Origin of the sequence: Aliiroseovarius marinus (assembly GCF_004360145.1) — a bacterium.
Taxonomy (GTDB): Bacteria; Pseudomonadota; Alphaproteobacteria; order Rhodobacterales; family Rhodobacteraceae; genus Aliiroseovarius; species Aliiroseovarius marinus.
On record NZ_ML178715.1, the window covers coordinates 156,776 to 175,663 of the forward strand.

At 61.2% G+C, this 18,888-nt stretch carries 15 protein-coding genes; 13 read left to right on the forward strand and 2 right to left on the reverse strand.

Annotated features, from left to right (window positions below; genetic code table 11):
• Positions 1-116: 116 nt before the first annotated feature.
• From EOL43_RS06845 to EOL43_RS06905, 13 genes are all read left to right on the forward strand, one after another.
• The gene (locus EOL43_RS06845) at positions 117-989 is read left to right on the forward strand and encodes a MurR/RpiR family transcriptional regulator (RefSeq protein ID WP_240686486.1); all 873 of its coding nucleotides are present in this window, start codon (positions 117-119) and stop codon (positions 987-989) included.
• Between the two features lie 182 nt (positions 990-1,171).
• Positions 1,172-3,361, forward strand: coding sequence for a C1 family peptidase (locus EOL43_RS06850; protein ID WP_133486876.1), 2,190 nt, complete (start codon positions 1,172-1,174; stop codon positions 3,359-3,361).
• Between the two features lie 15 nt (positions 3,362-3,376).
• The gene (locus tag EOL43_RS06855; protein ID WP_133486878.1) at positions 3,377-6,802 is read left to right on the forward strand and encodes a D-Ala-D-Ala carboxypeptidase family metallohydrolase; all 3,426 of its coding nucleotides are present in this window, start codon (positions 3,377-3,379) and stop codon (positions 6,800-6,802) included.
• Between the two features lie 12 nt (positions 6,803-6,814).
• The gene (locus tag EOL43_RS06860; RefSeq protein ID WP_133486880.1) at positions 6,815-7,870 is read left to right on the forward strand and encodes a hypothetical protein; all 1,056 of its coding nucleotides are present in this window, start codon (positions 6,815-6,817) and stop codon (positions 7,868-7,870) included.
• Between the two features lie 138 nt (positions 7,871-8,008).
• On the forward strand, positions 8,009-8,359 hold the full coding sequence (locus EOL43_RS06865; protein WP_133486882.1) for a hypothetical protein: 351 nt from the start codon (positions 8,009-8,011) through the stop codon (positions 8,357-8,359).
• Positions 8,360-8,365: 6 nt separating this feature from the next.
• Positions 8,366-9,298, forward strand: coding sequence for a 4-hydroxyproline epimerase (locus tag EOL43_RS06870; RefSeq protein ID WP_133486884.1), 933 nt, complete (start codon positions 8,366-8,368; stop codon positions 9,296-9,298).
• Between the two features lie 24 nt (positions 9,299-9,322).
• Entirely contained in the window at positions 9,323-10,561 is a 1,239-nt protein-coding gene (locus EOL43_RS06875) for an NAD(P)/FAD-dependent oxidoreductase (RefSeq protein WP_133486886.1), read from the forward strand.
• 99 nt (positions 10,562-10,660) lie between these two features.
• Entirely contained in the window at positions 10,661-11,107 is a 447-nt protein-coding gene (gene msrB / locus EOL43_RS06880; protein WP_133486888.1) for a peptide-methionine (R)-S-oxide reductase MsrB, read from the forward strand.
• Positions 11,104-11,607, forward strand: coding sequence for a peptide-methionine (S)-S-oxide reductase MsrA (gene msrA / locus EOL43_RS06885; RefSeq protein ID WP_133486890.1), 504 nt, complete (start codon positions 11,104-11,106; stop codon positions 11,605-11,607). The genes msrB and msrA overlap by 4 nt, the downstream gene beginning before the upstream one ends.
• An 11-nt stretch (positions 11,608-11,618) precedes the next feature.
• On the forward strand, positions 11,619-13,082 hold the full coding sequence (locus EOL43_RS06890) for a protein adenylyltransferase SelO (protein WP_205669535.1): 1,464 nt from the start codon (positions 11,619-11,621) through the stop codon (positions 13,080-13,082).
• 129 nt (positions 13,083-13,211) lie between these two features.
• Positions 13,212-13,916 (forward strand): ABC transporter permease, encoded by a 705-nt coding sequence (locus EOL43_RS06895; RefSeq protein WP_133486894.1) that lies wholly within the window; start codon positions 13,212-13,214, stop codon positions 13,914-13,916.
• Positions 13,916-14,629 carry an energy-coupling factor ABC transporter ATP-binding protein gene (locus tag EOL43_RS06900; protein WP_133486896.1) on the forward strand — a complete coding sequence of 238 codons (714 nt, stop codon included), beginning with the start codon at positions 13,916-13,918 and terminating at the stop codon, positions 14,627-14,629. Before EOL43_RS06895 ends, EOL43_RS06900 begins: the two co-directional genes overlap by 1 nt.
• Positions 14,626-15,432 carry an ABC transporter substrate-binding protein gene (locus EOL43_RS06905; protein WP_133486898.1) on the forward strand — a complete coding sequence of 269 codons (807 nt, stop codon included), beginning with the start codon at positions 14,626-14,628 and terminating at the stop codon, positions 15,430-15,432. The genes EOL43_RS06900 and EOL43_RS06905 overlap by 4 nt, the downstream gene beginning before the upstream one ends.
• Before the next feature lie 530 nt (positions 15,433-15,962).
• On the opposite strand, the gene EOL43_RS06910 is transcribed toward EOL43_RS06905, so the two are convergent.
• Entirely contained in the window at positions 15,963-17,741 is a 1,779-nt protein-coding gene (locus EOL43_RS06910; protein ID WP_133486900.1) for a bifunctional helix-turn-helix transcriptional regulator/alpha/beta hydrolase, read from the reverse strand.
• 130 nt (positions 17,742-17,871) lie between these two features.
• The gene (locus EOL43_RS06915) at positions 17,872-18,861 is read right to left on the reverse strand and encodes a type I glyceraldehyde-3-phosphate dehydrogenase (RefSeq protein WP_133486902.1); all 990 of its coding nucleotides are present in this window, start codon (positions 18,859-18,861) and stop codon (positions 17,872-17,874) included.
• Between the last annotated feature and the right edge of the window lie 27 nt (positions 18,862-18,888).

The following is an 18,888-nucleotide window of genomic DNA, read 5'->3' on the forward strand; positions in this document are numbered from 1 at the left end:
AGTTCCACAGCTTAATTAACTGTGTCAATAATTTTCCGCACCAATTTTACCACCCTTGATTTCTCTGTCGATTTTTTGACAGAATGACTAAATTCACAGCAAAAGGGTGTTGCCACGTGCGCGTAACCGATCAGCTTCTACACCACCGCGACGAGATGACCCCATCCGAGCGGCAGCTTCTGAACGCAATTCTGGATGATTACCCCCTGTCCGGGCTAGGCAGCATCACCGAACTGGCCGCGAACGCCTCGGTCTCTACGACAACGGTCGCGCGTCTGCTGCAGAAAACCGGGTTCAACGGCTATCCGCAGTTTCAGGCTGCTCTGCGGCGCGAGTTGAAAGAGATGATCTCGGACCCCGTCGCCAAGCGCGACGTGTGGAAGACCGATCTGCCGGAAGAGCATATGCTGAACCGCTATTCGCGGCAGGCCCTTGAAAACCAGCGGCGCACGCTGGACGAGGTCGATCCGGACGAGTTCGACGGGCTTTGCAAATTGCTCTCCGATCCAAACCGCCGCATCTTCATCACTGGGGGCCGGATTACTGGCGCGCTGGCGCAGTATTTCTATCTGCATCTCCAGATGATCCGACCCGACGTGCGTATCCTGCCCTTCTCGGCCTCGTGGACGCACGAGCTGTTGGACATCCGCAAAGGCGACGTGCTGATTGCGCTGGATGTGCGGCGGTACGAGAACACCACGCTGGTGATCGGGCAGCTGTGTCACGAGCGCGAGGCCGAGATCGTACTGTTCACCGACCAATGGCGCTCGCCTATTCACCGCCTGGCCCGCCACACCTTCGGCGCGCGCATCGCGGTGCCGTCCGCATGGGATTCGATGGCCGCGATTCTGGTCTTGCTGGAATGCGCCGTGGCCGAGGTGCAGGAACGTCTTTGGGACGATGTGAAGGCCCGTACGGATGCGCTGGAAGAAGCCTTCGATCGCACCAAACTGTTTCGTAAATTCGGACAAAGTAGCAGTCAAAATTAGAACCTTACGCTTTGTAGAAACAGTATAATTTCCGTTTTCCCCTGTATTTGTTGGGCCAAACGTTGCCCGGCGCCACCTGCCCCATTCCTGCCGCAATTTTGAAAAACCTCCACTTTGTGATAGAATGTGGGGGTAAGTCTTCTAAATTTAATTGCAATTTCCGATTTGGGCCGCGGGTGCGCATGTCCGATATTGATACCAAAATTGTGCAGAAAAACGGGGTCCGGGCAGATTGGGTTGATCTGAGGGATCAGACCTACGTGCCGAACTTGGCCATCCTGAAACACGCCCTGTCGATGGACCCCAAGTTGCTGACCACGCCTGACGACACGGGTTTGCGGCAACCAGTGTTCACGGTGCGCCATCAGGGGACATCCGGGCGCTGCGTGGGCTTTGCCCTTGCCAACCTGATCGATATTCAGCGCCACCTTCAACGCGCTGAACGCGGTGATGCACAGGGCGGCGCGGATCATGCAAAGGACATTACCAGCGCAGACATGCTGTATCGCATGGCACATTTCCACGACCGCTATCCCGCGCTTGAGGCCGTGAAATCCGACGCGCATGAGGGCGTCCTGACCCTGCGCTCGGCCATCAAGGGGTTTTATCACCACGGGGCCTGTCTGGACTGGCCCTTCGACACGCCGCCGCCCGACGACACGCGGTGGCAGAGCGACTGCTATCTGGCAGGCGGGCCGGATGCCGGCCGACGGTTCACCAGCGTGGCGCAGGCGCGGCATGCGCGCGATATCGGGCTGGGGGCGTATTTCCGGCTGGCCTCGGTCCTGAACCATTTTCACGCGGCACTGAATGATGCGCAGGCCGTGCTGGTCAGCGCGAACATCCATGACGGCTGGCTGCAGGCCACCCCGCAAAACAGCGGAGCAATTGGCTGGCCACCCGCGCAGGGTAAGCTGGGCACACATGCCTTTGTGCTGACGGGCTATGACGAACACGGCTTTCACATTCTGAACTCGTGGGGGCCGGACTGGGGCGGATATCTGGGACAGGCCGGGATCGGGCTGTGGAGCTATGACGACTGGGCGCGCAATGTGATCGACGGCTGGGTGCTGCGTCTGGGCGTCCCTGCCCCTGCGGCGTTTGGTGCTTCGGTCGGCGAGAAGGGCACCAAGGGTGTGATTGGCAAGATCAGGTCCGGCTCGACCCCGTGTTTTGAACTGGTCGGGCACTACATGCATCTGGATGACGGCTATCACGTCTCGACCGGCTCCTACCCCTCGTTCAAAGACGGCTGGACCCGCACACAGGCGCATCTTGCCCCCAAGCTGGACCCCAAGGCCGCGCCGGATGACCCGCATAAATATCGCGGCGTGCTTCTGTGGATCCCCGGCAGTCTGGAGGGCATCAAACCTGCCTTTTCCGCCGCCGTCGCCCGCAAGAATGCAATCAAGGCGATGGGGCTGTATCCGTACTCGATCTTCTGGTGCAACAGCTTCGTCGAGAAGTCGCTGGAGGTGTTGGCAAGTCTGTTTGACAGCTGCACCAAGCAAGCCGGGGACACCGCCGAACATCTGGACGAGCTGATCGAAAACCGCGTGCGCGGCGTGGGGCGGGCCTTTTGGCGCGACATTGAAATGAGCGCCATGCGCGCGCTGAAAGGCACGGGCGAGCTGCCGTTTGAGCAGCATCACGACCGCAGCTATTCAAAAACCGGGATCGTTGGGGATTTCCTGCACAGCCTTCTGGATCTGAAGGACCAGACCGGCTGCGAGCTGCACATCGTGGCCGAGGGCGCGGGCGTCTTGATGGTGCACGAGATGCTGTCCCTTCTACAGCCCGACATGCCGCCGCCTTTCACGCGCCCCGGCGTGGATTTCCGCGAGACTTGGTTCGACACGATGCATTTGGTGCATCCGGCCATTGGGCTGCCGCGCGCACAAAACGTGCTGCTGCCCCGGATCACACAGATGAACGGTGCGCTGGATCCAGCCCGTCACAGCAAAAGCCGTGCCCGCGGCCCCGTGGTGCAACCGCTACTGCGTGCCGCCGAAGACGTGCCCGCCCGAATCTATGTCCCGACAGAAGAGTTGGAGGATCGCGTCTGTTTCGGCGCCTATGGCAAATCGGTTTTGCATCTGGTCTCGAACGCGTTCGAAGACCGCTACCCCTTACCGCGCGGCACCGATACGCCGGACGCAGGCGCCTATCTGAAAGCGCGCCCCTTTCTGGGCATGGCCAGCCTTGTCGATAACGACGCGGCGGTTGCCAGCGGCGCGATCTTTCGTCTGAACCGTATCCACGACCAGAAACACGATCTTGAACGCATTCAGCAGACCGACCTGAATGCCGACCCGACCATCACCACCAGTATTTTCGAGTGCATCAGAGGATTTCAGAAACACGTGACCTGACAAAGGAGAAGACCGATGGCCAAAATCTCAGTCGAACAGCTTATGTCCCAAATGGCGGATCCCAACGTCGCGGAAGAGGACCTGGCCAAGTATTTCATTTTGGACGAGGCGAACTCGGGCGCATTCAACCCGATGTTCAAGCTGAACCCAGAGACGGTCGAGTTGCCGGAAGGGCCAGATGCGCGGGCGCGCACGGCGGCGGCAATGAATTTTTTCAACTGGATTTCACGTGCACGGCGGCAGGGCATGTTCCGCGACAAGCTGAAGGCGGGCTATACCGGCCCGATCATCGTGTCCGAGGGCGACAGCTGGTTCCAATACCCGGTGCGCCTGCACGACACGATCGATTACCTGATGAAGCCCTATGCGGTGTTTTCGCTGGGGGCGGCGGGTGACCTTCTGAAGAAGATGGCGGACAAGCAGGAATATCTGAACGCGCTTGATGACGAGAAGGGCGAGATCCTGTTGCTGTCCGGCGGCGGCAATGATCTGGTCGCGGGCGGGGCGCTTGCCTCGCATCTGGAAAAATACGACCCGGCGCTGAAGCCGGCAGATTATCTGCTGCCCTCGTTCCACACGCTTCTGGACGATGCGATCCATAATTACGGGCGCATGTTTAGGGACGTCCAACAACATTTCCCGCATGTCAGCGTGCTGTGCCACGGCTATGACTATCCGATTCCAGATGGGGGCCGCTGGCTGGGCGCCCCGATGGAAGAGCAAGAGATCGTCGACAAGAAACTGCAGCGCGACATCGCGGTCGAGATGATGGATGCTTTCAACCGGCGTCTACGGAGGCTGGCACAGTCCGTGCCGAACGCCACCTATATCGACTGTCGCGGTCTGGTGAAGGACGAACACTGGCATGACGAACTGCATCCAGACAACACCGGCTATGCCGAGGTTGCACGCGCCTTCCAGAAAGAGATCAAGAAGATCGAGGCGGAACGTATCGAAACGCCCCCTGTCATCAGCGGCCCGTTTGGGTTGGCCAGCGATCTTGAGGCAGACATCCATCCCACCCCCGTCATCGCCGGCGGCGCGCCCAAGGGGATGTCTCTGCATGTGGGTCTAAACTTGGTGGATCCGACCCATTACGACGGTTGGGACGGCAAGTTGAACGCCTGCGAAGCCGACGCGCTGGACATGGAAGCCTTGGCCGAGGCCGAAGGCTTCACTCCCACCCGTCTTCTGACCACCGACGCCACGCGGCAAAACGTGGTCGCCGAGATCGAACGCGCGGCAGAGGAACTGACCGCGGGAGATATGTTTCTGTTCACCGTCTCGGGCCATGGGGGGCGGGTGCCGGACTTCAATCAGGACGAAGACCATGATGGCGACGAGAAGATGGACGAGACGTTGTGCCTGTATGATTTCCAGATCGCCGATGACGAGCTCTACATGCTTTGGACCAAGTTCCGCGCGGGCGTGCGGGTGCTGATGGTGCCGGACACGTGCCATTCAGGCTCGATGATCCGGTTTGGTCCCGGCGCGCCAACGACTTTGTTTGGGCGTCCCATGTCCCCAAATCCCAACGTGCGGGCGATGCCCTTGCATATCGAAGACCGCGTCTGGCGCGCCAATGAAGCGGCCTATCGCGAGGCGTCAAAGTCTTATAGCGCGCTGAAGGAAAGCGTGATGACCTCGCCGCTGTCCAGCCCCATCCAAGCCTCGGTCCTGAACCTTGGCGCCTGTAAGGACGAACAATTCGCCATGGACGGCCCGCAAAACGGAGCCTTCACCGGCGCGCTTTTGAAGGTCTGGTCGGATGGCGCGTTTGCCGGCGACTACCGCGCCTTCCGCATCGCCATCGACGCCGAGATCAACAGCGACAGCCAAACCCCACAACTGTTTGAGGCGCTTTTGAAAGAACCGAACTTTGTCACGGACCGGCCCTTCACCCTGCTGCCCGCACAGGGCCATGCCGCTGTCAGTGACCCCATCGCGCGTCCCTCTCGCGCCAGTGCCGAGGACGAGGAAGGCGACGAACACGATCAGATCCCCGACAGCGAGGTCCGCGCGATCCTTGATGCCAAGGCACGCGGGGCGGGGTTCCGCAACGCAACGCCTGCGCTAAACTGGCCGGATTATGCCGAGTTCGACGCCTTCATCCGCGCGCTGGGACTGCGCAATTTCTCGACAGACGAGTTCCTGGTTCTGGGCGGCGGACACAGCACCCCGGGCGGGGCGTGTCAGGGCAAAAACCTCTATCCACCGCGCAACCTGTGGGGGAACATCGCCAAGACCGCGCAGGCGCTCGATCATCTGCGGGATCGTCTGGGCAAGCCGATTGCGATCACCAACGCCTATCGCGGGCCTGCGTACAACAAGTGTATTGGCGGGGCGAAATCCAGCCAGCACATGGCGTTCCGCGCGTTGGATTTCAAAGTCTCGGGCATGGACGCGCCGCAGGTCGCCACCGCCCTACGTTGGCTGCGCGACAAGGAAGGATTCTTTACCGGCGGGATCGGGCGCTACAACAGCTTCACTCATATCGACACGCGGGGCACCAATGCCACGTGGCCGCCTGCCTTCCGGGACGCGGCACTGCCCAGCGCATCGCCGCTTCTGCCGCATGATCCGGGCGCGGCCCCCGCACCGGGGCAGCCGCCTGTGGTGCATAGCCCGCCCGAAAAAATGGATCTGGCAGATCGGATTGCGACGCTGTTCTCGACCATTCTGGCCAAGCCCCGCTCGGCACCGGATGGTGCCGTTCACTCGGCGTTTGCCGAACCCACCTCGCGATCGGCCGAGGAGTTCGATCCAAGCACCACCAACGCCACCGCACAGCAGGCGCTGCAATCGGCAGTGAATGCCTCCAGCGTGATTTCCTTCGTCGATAACCTGACCCCGCTGCAGAAAGAGGACGTGCTTCTGTCGACCCTCTTCGCCCAGCGCGCCGCAGATGCGGCGTTCGACCCAGTAAAGGAACGCGCCGCATGGTTCGTGAAATACATGGAGCTGATGAGCGTGATGGGCTGGAGCCGCGAGGCCGCCCCGTTCGAGGCCAGCCAGCGGATGAAAGGCAATGGCAGCTTCGATCAGGTCATTTTGGCCACGCTGGCGCAGGTGGCGACGGGCAACCAGTTCCGCATCGTCGAAAGTGCCATCGAAGCGCTGCGCGGGCTGACGCAGGATGATGGCAAGATCAAGCTGTTTGACTTCGAGACTTCGTCGTCCACAGGTGGCAACTTCCAGATCGGCAGCGCCGAGGCCTCGGGCGATGTGATCAGCATGGCCTTGGGCGCGTTCAACTTCACCTTCAAGGATCGCAAGCAGAACCTGTTGTTCGTGACTTGGGGCAAGAACGAGCTGCAATATTGGCTGTCTGCCCAGAAACTTGCGCTCAGCCCGGTGATCTACGCCGATGTGCGCGAGATCATTCGCGACAAGCTGGCGGACACGCGTAAAACGCTGATCGCCGACATTGATCTGGGCTGATCGGGGGCGGTGATGGTGCGTGCGACGGACAAAACTCGGCTGCAGATCGACCCGCGATATCTGTTGATCATGCTGATGCCCGTGGGGGTTCTGATTGTGGCCGAGTATCTGCTGGGCACGTTCGGCGACACCTCGGTTCATCTTGAGGGGCTGGAGCTGAAAGACCAGTCCCAGCTGATCGAGCTAAGCGCGCGCTATCGTTTTCTAGCCGCGGTGTTTTTCTTTGGCGGGGCGACGGTCTCGGTCACGGCGATCTTCGTATTCGAGCTCTATTCCCGCCACACGCGGCGGTCGATCCTGACCACGCTGGTGGGCATCTTGGGGATCATCGTGGTCTCGCTTAGCTTTTCGACCTTCGAACCCGAATGGATGCCCGCGAGTTTCGAAAGCCAAGCGCTTTTGGGGGACAACCTGTTCCACGCCTTGATGATCCCGGCCAGTCTGCCGGGCTGCGAGGCGGGGGGCAGCTTGCCAGACGGCTGCAAACAGCAGGGCGCCTATTTCGCGATGGAGTACCTGTTGGACCGCGTGAACATCCTGACCTCGTTGTCAGCAGGCGCAGTGATTGCCGGGATGGTTCTGGCCCTGTCCAGACCGGCAGGCGTTGGCCTGTCCGTCCACCCGGACTTGGAGACCGAAGCGCGCATCCTGAAATCCGCGCAAGAGGCCACGCAGCGCTACCTCTATTGCTCGGGCATTTTGCTGACGACCGGGATGGTCTTGATGCTGTCGTGGATGTCGTGGCCCGGTGACGCGATTCTGAATGACGATATGCGTAAGGCCCACGCCGAACTGGTCAGCGCGTTGTCGATCTATCGGGGCGTCACTTACTCGATCCTGATTCTGTCCTACTATCTGCCGGTCAGCCTGATCCTGAAGGTCCGTATTGACGCCTTCCATGACGCGGTTGCCACGGCCGGAAAACCCGAATTGGCAAAGGACGTCGCGGGCTTTGACATCCAACGCATCGCGACATTGGACGCGTTGAAGGCGATCATCGCCATCGTATCGCCCATCCTGACCGGCGCGATTGGGTCCTTCGGAGGCTTGGCCGGATTCGGAGGCTAGCCGCCAGACCCGCGCACCATACAACCGCGACGTGCAATTGCAGGGCATCGCCACAATTTCGCTAGATTTTTGGATCCAAGATACATTAGGGTGAAATCACCACTTGCGGGCAACCGGCCTTCTATCGAACAGTCGTCAATGAAACAGGACATTTCAATCAATAGAGCGCGCTCCCTTTTGGTCCGGCACCCAGTGGTGTCCCGAGGGGTTTTTGGCACTTCCGCCATCGCGCATATGAAATCGATCCATCAAAAAGAATGCGTCGTGCCACCCACCCCACGGACACGGCAAAACGGTTTCAAAGTCGACCTGCAAACGGAAGGCGCCAAGCGCAAAATTGATGCGCGTCTGCACGTTAAAGAAAGCTTTGACGCTTTTGGCCCAGATCCGGCCGTCGCCCCTGCGAAAATCGCACAAAACATGGGCGCGGCCGGGCTGGCGGATCATACCCCCATACGCCTGTGTATGCCCCCTGAAAACTCGGTCTGAACATCCATGGATATTGTCGATAGCCACACCGGTGGCGAACCCACGCGCGTCATCCTGAACGGAGGCCCCGATTTGGGCACCGGCCCCTTGGCCCATCGCGCCCGGACGTTGGCCGAGGAACACGAGGATTTCTATCTGTCCGTCATGCTGGAACCACGCGGCCAGCCGGCCATGGTCGGTGCGCTGCTGGTCGAACCCGTGGACCCGAGCTGTGTGACCGGCGTGATCTATTTCGACGCAGGCGCGGTGATTGGCATGTGCGGGCATGGCACCATCGGGTTGGCCGTGACGCTGTATCACCTTGGGCGGATCGGGCTGGGCACGCACCGGATCGAGACCCCTGTCGGCGTGGTCGAAGTTCTGCTGTCCGACCCCAACACCGTCACCGTCACCAATATCGAAAGCCGCCGCGTGCACGCGGGCGTGTCTGTGGATGTGCCCGGTCTTGGGCAATTGACCGGAGACGTCGCCTATGGAGGCAATTGGTTCTTCATCCTTGACCCGTCGCCCCTGCCGGTCGACCCCGGCAATATCCGCGCGCTGACAGATGCGGCCATCGCCATCCGCGACGCCGCCAACGCACAAGGCATCGGCGGCGAGAACGGCGAGCCGATTGACCATGTGATCTTCCAAGACGCCTCGCCCAACGCAGACATGCACAGCCGCAACTTCGTGCTTTGCCCGGATGACGCCTATGACCGCTCGCCCTGCGGCACGGGAAGCTCGGCCCGGTTGGCCTGTCTAATCGCCGACGGACGGCTGCAGTTCGGGGAGGAGATTACGCAGGAAAGCGTCATCGGCAGCCCCTATCGCCTGTCCTGCACCCTTGGGCCGAACGGGGGCGTGATCCCGTCCATCACTGGCCAAGCTTTTATCATGGCCGAAGGTCGATTGATCTTTGACGCCGCCGATCCTTTCAGGAATGGTATCCGCACCTGACCCACGTTTCCCACAAGGTCCAAGATGTCACACGAAATCACAATCATCGGTGCCGGTATCATCGGCGTCAGCATCGGGCTGGAGCTGGCCCGCCGTGGCCAAAAGGTCCGCGTTCTGGACCGCAAAGGCGTCGCGGGCGAGACCTCGGCGGGGAATGCCGGGGCGTTTGCCTTTCAGGAGGTCGAGCCGCTGGCGAAACCCGGCATTATGAAGCAAGCGCCCAAATGGCTACTGGACCCACTCGGGCCACTGTCGGTTCCGCCCGCCTATGCGGTGCAGATCGCGCCTTGGATGCTCCGGCTATGGCGGGCCAGTTGGCGCGACCGGTACGAAGGGTCCATGAAGGCACAGTCCGAGTTAATGCATGTGGCAAAAGCCGCCTTTGAACGGCAGGTCGCGCATATCAACCGCGAAGATCTGATCCAGCGCAAAGGCCAGATGGCGCTCTACGAAGGCGAGAAAGCCTATCGCAGCACTCTGCCCGCGTGGGAGCTGAAGAAACAGCACGGCTTTGATGCCGTCCATCTGACCAGCCCCGAGGCGATTGCCGAATACCAGCCAGGCCTGCATCCGCGATTTACCCACGGGGCGTTCACCCCCAACTGGTTCAACACCGTGGACCCGAAACTGTGGACCGAAACCGTGGCGCAGGCGCTGCGTGACGCGGGCGGCGAGATCCAGATCACCTCGGTCCGAAACATCCTACCCACCGAAACCGGGGTGCGGATCGACACGGATGAGGGCGTGATTGAGACCCAGAAGCTGATCATCGCGGCAGGGGCATGGTCCCACCATCTGGCGCGCCATCTGGGCGACAAGATCCCGCTTGAAACCGAGCGCGGCTATAACACCACCCTGCCCCCCGGCGCGTTCGATCTACGCACCCATCTGACCTTCAGCCAGCATGGCTTCGTTGCCTCGGGGATCAATGGCGGCGTGCGCATCGGTGGCGCGGTGGAGCTTGGCGGGCTGAAGCTGCCGCCGAATTACAAGCGCGCGGACGCTCTGTTGAAGAAAGCAAAGGCGTTCATGCCGGGGCTGAATACAGAAGGCGGCACGCAGTGGATGGGATACCGCCCGTCGCTGCCCGACACCCTGCCCGTCATCGGCGCCTCGCCCAAGGATCCACGGGTGCTTTATGCCTTCGGGCACGGCCATCTGGGCCTGACCCAATCGGCAGGCACGGCGGAACTGGTTGCCGATTTGGCCCTCGGCGCAGAGCCGGGGCTGGACCTTGCCCCCTTCGCACCGACGCGGTTCTGAGGCTTTCGTTACAAATCGCTCACGCCAACGTGCTTCACGGGACGCTTCCAATTTGGCCCCCGGACCCCATATCCTTGCCTTACCCATTAGGAGGACCGCATGCGCTATCAAAAAACCCAAGACGCCATTGAACGCCTGTCCCCGGAAGAATACCGGGTGACCCAACAAAACGGGACCGAGCGGGCGTTCACGGGCAAGTATGACAAGCATTATGAGCCGGGCATCTATGTGGATGTTGTGTCCGGCGAGCCGCTATTCTCGTCATCCGCCAAGTTCAACTCGGGCTGTGGCTGGCCGGCGTTTTCGACGCCCATCGAGGCGACCCATGTGACCGAGCACCGCGACAGCACGTTCGGGATGGAACGCGTTGAAGTGCGTTCGAAACACGGCGACAGCCATCTGGGGCATGTCTTCCCCGACGGCCCGCGCGAAATGGGCGGGCTGCGCTATTGCATCAACTCGGCCTCGCTGCGCTTTGTGCCGAAAGACCAGATGGAAGCCGAAGGCTATGGCGACTATCTTGACCTTGTGGAGGCAAACCAATGACTGAACGCGCAATTCTGGCCGGTGGCTGTTTCTGGGGCATGCAGGATTTGATCCGCAAGATGCCCGGCGTGACGAAAACCCGCGTGGGATACACGGGTGGGGACGTTCCCAACGCCACCTATCGCAACCACGGCACCCATGCCGAAGGGATCGAGATCTGGTTTGATCCGGCCAAGACCAGCTATCGCACGCTGTTGGAGTTCTTCTTCCAGATCCACGATCCGACCACGGTGAACCGTCAGGGCAACGACCTTGGCACCAGCTATCGCTCGGGCATCTACTATTTGTCCGACGAGCAGAAGGCGACCGCGCTGGACACCATCGCGGATGTGGACTCCAGTGGGCTGTGGCCGGGCAAGGTCGTGACCGAAGTGAAAGCCGCAGGTGATTTCTGGGAAGCAGAGCCAGAACATCAGGACTATCTGGAGCGCATCCCGAACGGATACACCTGCCACTTCGTCCGTCCCGATTGGGTTCTGCCCAAGCGCGCCGCGGAATAGGGTCCGGCATGATCCGAGCCGAATTTGACAACAGTTTCGTCCGCGATCTTCAGGGCTTCTACGTCGATTGGAAGGGGGCGCAAGTCCCCGACCCAACCGTGCTGCGCCTGAACCGCGCCTTGGCAGACGAACTTGGGCTAGACGCCGATCACCTTGAAACCCGTGAGGGTGCCGAGGAGCTGGTCGGCATGCGCATTCCCGACGGCGGCACATCAATCGCCATGGCCTATGCGGGCCACCAATTCGGGGGCTTCTCGCCGCAGTTGGGTGATGGCCGCGCGCTGTTGATTGGCGAATTGATCGACACCTTCGGCAAGCGCCGTGACCTGCATCTGAAAGGCTCGGGCAAGACGCCGTTCTCGCGCGGCGGCGACGGGAAGGCCGTGCTTGGCCCGGTGTTGCGCGAATACCTGATGGGCGAAGCGATGCACGCCCTTGGCATCCCCACCACGCGCGCGCTCGCGGCCACGACCACGGGCGAAACGGTGCTGCGCCAAAACGGCCCCGAACAGGGTGCTGTACTGGCGCGTGTCGCGGCCTCGCACCTGCGGGTCGGCACATTCCAATTCTTTGCCGCTCGGGGCGATCATGCACGGGTGCGGCAGCTGGCCGATTACGCCATTGCGCGACACTATCCTGACGTCGCCAATGCCGAGAACCGCTATCTGGAGCTGTTCCGCCAAGTGCAGGCCCGTCAGGCCGCGCTGATCGCGCAATGGGTCCATGTGGGCTTTGTCCACGGGGTGATGAACACCGACAACATGACCATCTCGGGCGAGACGATTGACTATGGCCCCTGCGCCTTCATCGACGCCTACAGCCCGGATGCGGTGTTTTCGTCCATCGACCGGCAGGGGCGCTATGCGTTCGGGAACCAACCCAATCTGGCGCAGTGGAACCTTGCGCGTTTCGCTGAAACGCTGGTTCTGCTGATCAACCGCGAGGATCAGGACGCGGCGATCGCAGAGCTGATGGAAGTGCTGGAAGCCTTCCCCGCCCAATACCAACAGCATTGGTTGGACGGCATGCGCAAGAAGCTGGGCCTGCTCACCGCACGGGACGAGGATTTGTATCTGGCGAACGATCTGCACAGCCTGATGCAAGAGGCGGGCAGCGACTACACCCGCACCTTCCGCGCGTTGTCGCGCCTGGCGGACGGGAATGCGACCGCGTTGGACGGGATCCTGACCGCCGAAGGGACCAAGGAGTGGGTGGCGCGCTATCAGCACCGTCTAACCCATGACGGGGATCACCCCTCCCGCGCCGCCGCGATGAACGCCGTGAATCCGATCTACATCCCGCGCAATCACAAGGTGGAAGAGGCTCTGACTTCGGCCTCAAACGGGGACATGGAAGCCTTTGATCGGCTTCTGGAAATCCTCGCGACGCCCTACGATGAACAGCCGGGGGCTGATGCCTACGCGTTGCCTGCCCCGGACGGGTTTGGCCCCTACACGACCTATTGCGGGACCTAGAGAAGCACCGATCCGTTCAGAAGGTTGGCGTCCCACCTTCAATAGATCATTCCCAACCGCTTCACTGTACTTGCCTTTAGGCAGAACGGACCTGTATCAGGGATGCCTAGACTGGTCTAAAGGCGGCATATGTCGGATCTGTGGGAAGGAATACGCCAGGCGCTCTGGCTGTTGGTGACGCTGGATGCAGATCTGGTGGAAATCACGCTGCGCTCACTGCGCGTGACGCTGACGGCACTGGTTATCGCCTGCGCGATTGCCCTGCCTATCGGCGCGCTTCTGTCCGTCCGCCGCTTCCGTGCCCGGCGCTTTACCATCGCGCTTTTGAATGCCCTGATGGGGCTGCCGCCTGTTGTGGTCGGGTTGATCGTCTACGTGTTGCTTAGCCGCTCGGGTCCATTTGGCGTCTTCGGCCTGATCTTCACCCCCACCGCAATGATCATCGCGCAGGTCATCATCATCGTGCCGCTGATCGCTTCAATCGCGCATCAGGCCTTGCGCGAGCTTTGGTCGGACTATCACGACCTACTGATCTCGCTGAACACCACGCAACGGCAACGCATGGCGGCGCTGCTCTGGGACGGGCGCCGCGCGCTTCTGACCGCCGCGCTGGCCGGCTTTGGCCGCGCCATCGGAGAAGTCGGCGCGATCATGATCGTCGGCGGCAATATCGACCACCATACACGCGTCCTAACCACAGCAATCGCGCTGGAAACCGGCAAGGGAGACTTTGCCATGGCGCTGGGGCTGGGCTTTGTGCTGATCCTGATGGCGATTGCCGTGAACCTTGCGATCCACATCATCGGACGCACTGAACAAGAGGGACGCTGGTGATGAGCAACCTGTTCCCTCTGACCCTGACAGGGGCCACAATCCGGCGTCGCGGCAAACGGCTGGTGGGGCCGATCGACCTGACGCTGCAAGATCAAGGCATCACCATTGTCATCGGACCAAACGGGGCCGGGAAGACATCGCTTTTGCAGATGATGCACGGCATCGCCCGCCTGTCAGACGGCGACATCACGTGGGGCTGCGATCTGGACGCCGCGCGTCAGGCGCAATCTTTCGTCTTTCAGCAACCCATCCTGTTGCGCCGGTCGGTGCGTGACAACATTGCCTATCCTTTGAAACTGCGCGGCACCCCGAAGGCCAAAGCCCGCGCGCAGGCCGACACGGCTGGCGCACAAGTCGGCCTGGGGGCGATGCTGGATCGTCCCGCCACGTTCCTATCCGGCGGCGAGCGGCAGAAACTGGCCATTGCCCGGGCAATGATCACCAAGCCCGCGCTGCTGTTTTTGGACGAACCCTGCGCCTCGCTGGATGGTCGCGCCACCCGCGAGATTGAAGAGATCCTGCAACGCGCCGCCGCCTCGGGCACGCGCCTGATCATGTCGACTCATGACATGGGACAAGCCCGTCGCTTGGCTGATGATGTGCTGTTCCTGCTGAACGGCCACATCCATGACCACGCACCGAATCCCCAGTTTTTTGACCAGCCACAGACCGCCGAAGCGGCGGCCTTCCTGAACGGAGATATTGTCGAATGAAATCCTTGCTGACCGGGCTTTGGGTTGCCCTTGCCACGACTGGAACCGCCTTTGCGGAAGACCTGAAACTGGCCGTCACCACATCGTTCCAGAACTCGGGCCTGGCCGAGGTTCTGCTGCCTGCCATCAAAGAAGACACCGGGCTTGAGGTGCAGTTGCTGGTCGTCGGCACCGGTCAGGCGATCCGTCTGGGCGAGGCTGGCGACGTGGATGCCGTGCTGGTCCATTCCCGCGCAGCGGAAGAGGCGTTTGTCGCCGCTGGCCACGGCACCCACCGACGCGAGATCATGTATAACGACTTTGTCCTGATCGGCCCTGCTGGGGATCCCGCCGGGATCAAAGCCGCCGCGACAGCTGCCGACGCGCTGGCCCGCATTTCGGACGCCAGTGCTGCCTTTGTCAGCCGAGGCGATGACAGCGGCACCCACAAAGCTGAAAAGCGTCTTTGGGCCTCGGCCAACGTGACGCCCGCCGCCGATTGGTACCGCGAAGCGGGTGCGGGCATGGGCGCTGCGCTGAACATCGCGGCGGGGATGAATGCCTATATCATGTCCGACCGCGCCAGCTGGCTGAACTTCGGCAACAAGGCCGATCTGGCCCTGCTGTTCGCAGGCGACCCGGTGCTGTTCAACCAATACGCCTTCCTGCCGGTGAACCCGAAGAACCACCCGCATGTGAATGCAAAAGGGGCCGAGGTACTGGAGGGCTGGCTGACATCAGACCGCGCGCAGGGGATGATTGACGGTTATCAGATCAATGGCGAGACGCTGTTCACCTTCAACGCAACGCCGGCGGCTCAGTAAAAAAGCGGAAGTAACCTCGGGATCGCCGCAAGACACGGCGATCCCGAGATTTTGCATGGACGCCCCACATCGCCCATGCCCTGTGCTTTTCGTGATGCCCAAGAACCTTCCCCCGGTCGGGACCATCACAAAGCACTGTCTGATATCGTATAGGTGACCAACGCCTCCGCATCAGAAAAGCGCGTTCCGCCTACGACGAACCATCCGAGCACTCCAAAGCCGATACACCTGACCCGGATCAGGAAGTCCCCGGGTCAGGTGCATCTTTCAAACTGGCCAGCGCGTGGACCGCTGCCCAGGACTGGGACAGCGAATTCCAAGCGCCGTTGCCGCATGTCTGCCCAAAGCGAACCGGTGCGAACCCACCCACTCAGATGGCCGATCCGACAGCCCTTCGGAACCGAAAGGGTCATGAGCATCTCGCAGTAATTTCGAGACCACTTGGCAACTTTAAAACCTCTTTGACTCAACACAGTCGACTCTAAGAGGCAGGGGGAAACGCGTCATACCCAAGTTGGGGTAAAACGCACCTAAGGGAGATATTTTTCGACTTCGTCCAGCACGTCGCGCCAGTAGCGGAAGAACACAAGCTGGCCTGCGTCTTCATAAAGGCGAAAGTCGATCCAGTCATGATCTGCACGAAACTCCGCCAGCGTTTCAAGCGGCACCTGTGGGTCTTGCGCGCCATTGAAATAGACCACCGGAAGATGGCCTTTCTGCCGATTGACCAGATCGGACCAGTCGCCCTGCTGCTCACCCATCACCATGCGCGAAAAGGCCTCGTGTGCGGAATGGGTGTCGGTCAGCGCGGTTTCGGATCCGGTGACCATCGCCTCGAAAACCTCTGGGTTTTCAAAGGTTTCGATGTCTGCCGGGTTGTTACCATAGACTGCGTGCACAAAACCGCGCTTGCCGATTTTACGTGCCAGATAGAAGCCAGCTTTGACCATGAAGGGCAAAAGATGCGGCGTATACTTTGCGCCTGCCAGAATGAAGCGATGCCATTTCTCCATCCGTTCGTACTGAACCCGTTTGGTCATCGGAAGCGTCCCGGCGCAGGCGATGATGGCGGTCAGATCGACGTCGCCCTGCGCGGCAAGCGCAAAGGCGTAATAGCTGTCTGATCCAAGCGAAATCACTGGGCAGCGGTCGACCCCTTCGGCCTGCAGGATCTGTATCGTGTCGCGCGCCGCACAGCCGTCATAGTCGACGGATTTCGGCACCATGTCAGACTGGCCGTAACCCGCGCGGACGGGAACGATGATCCGCAGCCCACGCGCCTGTGCCTCCGCCTCGGCCGATGCAGGCCAGCGCACCAGACCGTAATCCAAGGGCAGGAACAAAATGGGTGTGCCATCCGGATCGCCCAGCACCAGATAGTCCAACCGGCGTCCGTCCGGTGTGATCAGCGTCTGGAAGGGGCGTTCTTCTAGCGTGGCATAGCCACGGCTGATAATCCGCGGACCGGGATCTGCCTTGATCGTCAGGTTCGACATATCCATGACCGACAACGCAAGGCGCACCAGCTCGATCTGGCTTTTGGTTTCGGTCTTTGACAGGATCGATTTGATTTGGGCGCGCACCGTGTCGACGGACCGGCCACGTTGTTCGGCGATCTCTTTGACGGAACAGCATTCCACAAGGCTTTGCACGACCTTGGCCTCGGCCCCGGTCAGGTCAAAAGCGCGTTTCAGGATGTCCTCGAACCCGTCCGGGCAGCTGAACTCGGATGAGGCGGCAAGCACAAACGCGCCCCGGTCTCCGACCTGAACCTCTTGCAGGCGGACCACGACGAAATGCCCCTTCTCGCGCGAGCGTAGGCGCAGGACGGCGGTTTTGTCACTGGCATCGATCAACAGACCGCGGGCCGCGACGCGGATGCTTTCGATGTCTTCCGGGTTCACCCGCATCGCCGCGATGTCGTCCCCCTGCGACAAGCCCAAGACCTGCGTGGCCGCCGTATTTACCGCGGCAACTTTTCCCCCACGATTCAGAAGAAAGGCCGCCACCTTATCAAAAGGCGCAATGGCGGCGTTTAGGTGATCCTGCGTGCTGGATTGATCCAGACGATCCAGAAAGGCGCTGGCGCGCTCAAAATGGCTAGAGATCGCGTGGTCATCCAACAGGCGCGGCGCCGCCAGATCGACCCCTTCGCGCATCGGTTTCAGCGCCGTTTCCCACAGGTCCAAAAGCGTCTCATACCGCGACGGATCAAGCGCCACGTCATAGAGACGTTCGATCGCTTCATCGCGGGTTCGTCCTGTCAGACCCTCTTTCTGGCCTGACATGGGATGCGCAGGTTCAGTCATGTCCGGTCAATCGTTAAAGCGCCATCGGCGCTGGGTTCGCATGCCTCAAGTGTAGCAACGCGTTAACGACCCGCCAAGGGGCGCCGCCTTACGGGAATCCGGACCGAACCGCTGGTTTAGTGATGCAAACCTAGCTGCGCGCCATCAAACGGGCGACGTCCAGCATGCGGTGCGAGAAGCCCCATTCGTTGTCATACCAGCCAAACACGCGCAGCAATCCGCCCTCGCAGACCGAGGTTTCGGGGCCCGAGATCACGATGCTTTCGGGGCGCATCCGCAGGTCGGACGAGACCAGGGGTTCCTCGGTCCAGCCCAGCACTTTGCCGGTCGCGCCCTCTTGCAGGATTGCACGGGCCTCGGCCTCGGTGACCTCGTCGCGCAGGCGGACGGTCAGGTCGATGCAGGACACGGACGCGGTGGGCACGCGGATCGCGCGCGCCTCGACCTTGCCGGCCAGTTCGGGCAGCACGTCGCCAACCAGTTTGTGTGCGCTGGTTGTGGTCGGCACCATCGACAACGCCGCCGCCCGCGACCGCGCCGCATTGGCGCGGGGCTTGTCCACGGTGGGCTGGCTGCCGGTATAGCAGTGCACGGTGGTCATATGCCCGCCAATCACGCCCCATTGGTCGTCGAGCAGCTTCAACAGCGGGGCAAGCGCGTTGGTTGTGCAGGATGCGTTCGAGACAATGCGATGCCCCGCCAACTGATCCTCATTCGCACCCAGCACGACGGTCACGTCTGCCTCGGACGACGGGCCCGAGATCAGCACGTTGCGCGCGCCAGCCGCCAAACCACGTTCTGCCACCGCGCGTTTGCCCGCCATGCCGGTGCATTCCAGCACCACGTCCACATCGGTCAGATCCATCGCGCTGATATCGGGCTTGGCATAGAACGGAATGCTCTGTCCGTTCAGCACAAGCGCCTGATCGCCGGTCGAGACCTCGCCCGGGAACGGCCCAAACACGCTGTCGTATTTGAAAAGGTAGGCGCAGGTGTCCAAGCTTTCGATGTCGTTGATAAACGCCACCTCGAACGGGCCGGGATCCTGCGCCAAGATACGCAGAATGGATCGGCCAATCCGGCCAAATCCGTTCAATCCGATGCGAATCTTTTGTGACATCGTTGATCCCTCGCGCGTGTTTCCGTG

Coding starts and splice junctions, on each gene's coding strand:
- EOL43_RS06905 (WP_133486898.1), top strand. CDS start 14,626: ATGAAATCCTTGCTGACCGGGCTTTGGGTTGCCCTTGCCACGACTGGA.
- EOL43_RS06850 (WP_133486876.1), top strand. CDS start 1,172: ATGTCCGATATTGATACCAAAATTGTGCAGAAAAACGGGGTCCGGGCA.
- msrB (WP_133486888.1), top strand. CDS start 10,661: ATGCGCTATCAAAAAACCCAAGACGCCATTGAACGCCTGTCCCCGGAA.
- EOL43_RS06860 (WP_133486880.1), top strand. CDS start 6,815: ATGGTGCGTGCGACGGACAAAACTCGGCTGCAGATCGACCCGCGATAT.
- EOL43_RS06900 (WP_133486896.1), top strand. CDS start 13,916: ATGAGCAACCTGTTCCCTCTGACCCTGACAGGGGCCACAATCCGGCGT.
- msrA (WP_133486890.1), top strand. CDS start 11,104: ATGACTGAACGCGCAATTCTGGCCGGTGGCTGTTTCTGGGGCATGCAG.
- EOL43_RS06865 (WP_133486882.1), top strand. CDS start 8,009: ATGAAACAGGACATTTCAATCAATAGAGCGCGCTCCCTTTTGGTCCGG.
- EOL43_RS06855 (WP_133486878.1), top strand. CDS start 3,377: ATGGCCAAAATCTCAGTCGAACAGCTTATGTCCCAAATGGCGGATCCC.
- EOL43_RS06915 (WP_133486902.1), bottom strand. CDS start 18,861: ATGTCACAAAAGATTCGCATCGGATTGAACGGATTTGGCCGGATTGGC.
- EOL43_RS06895 (WP_133486894.1), top strand. CDS start 13,212: ATGTCGGATCTGTGGGAAGGAATACGCCAGGCGCTCTGGCTGTTGGTG.
- EOL43_RS06870 (WP_133486884.1), top strand. CDS start 8,366: ATGGATATTGTCGATAGCCACACCGGTGGCGAACCCACGCGCGTCATC.
- EOL43_RS06910 (WP_133486900.1), bottom strand. CDS start 17,741: ATGACTGAACCTGCGCATCCCATGTCAGGCCAGAAAGAGGGTCTGACA.
- EOL43_RS06875 (WP_133486886.1), top strand. CDS start 9,323: ATGTCACACGAAATCACAATCATCGGTGCCGGTATCATCGGCGTCAGC.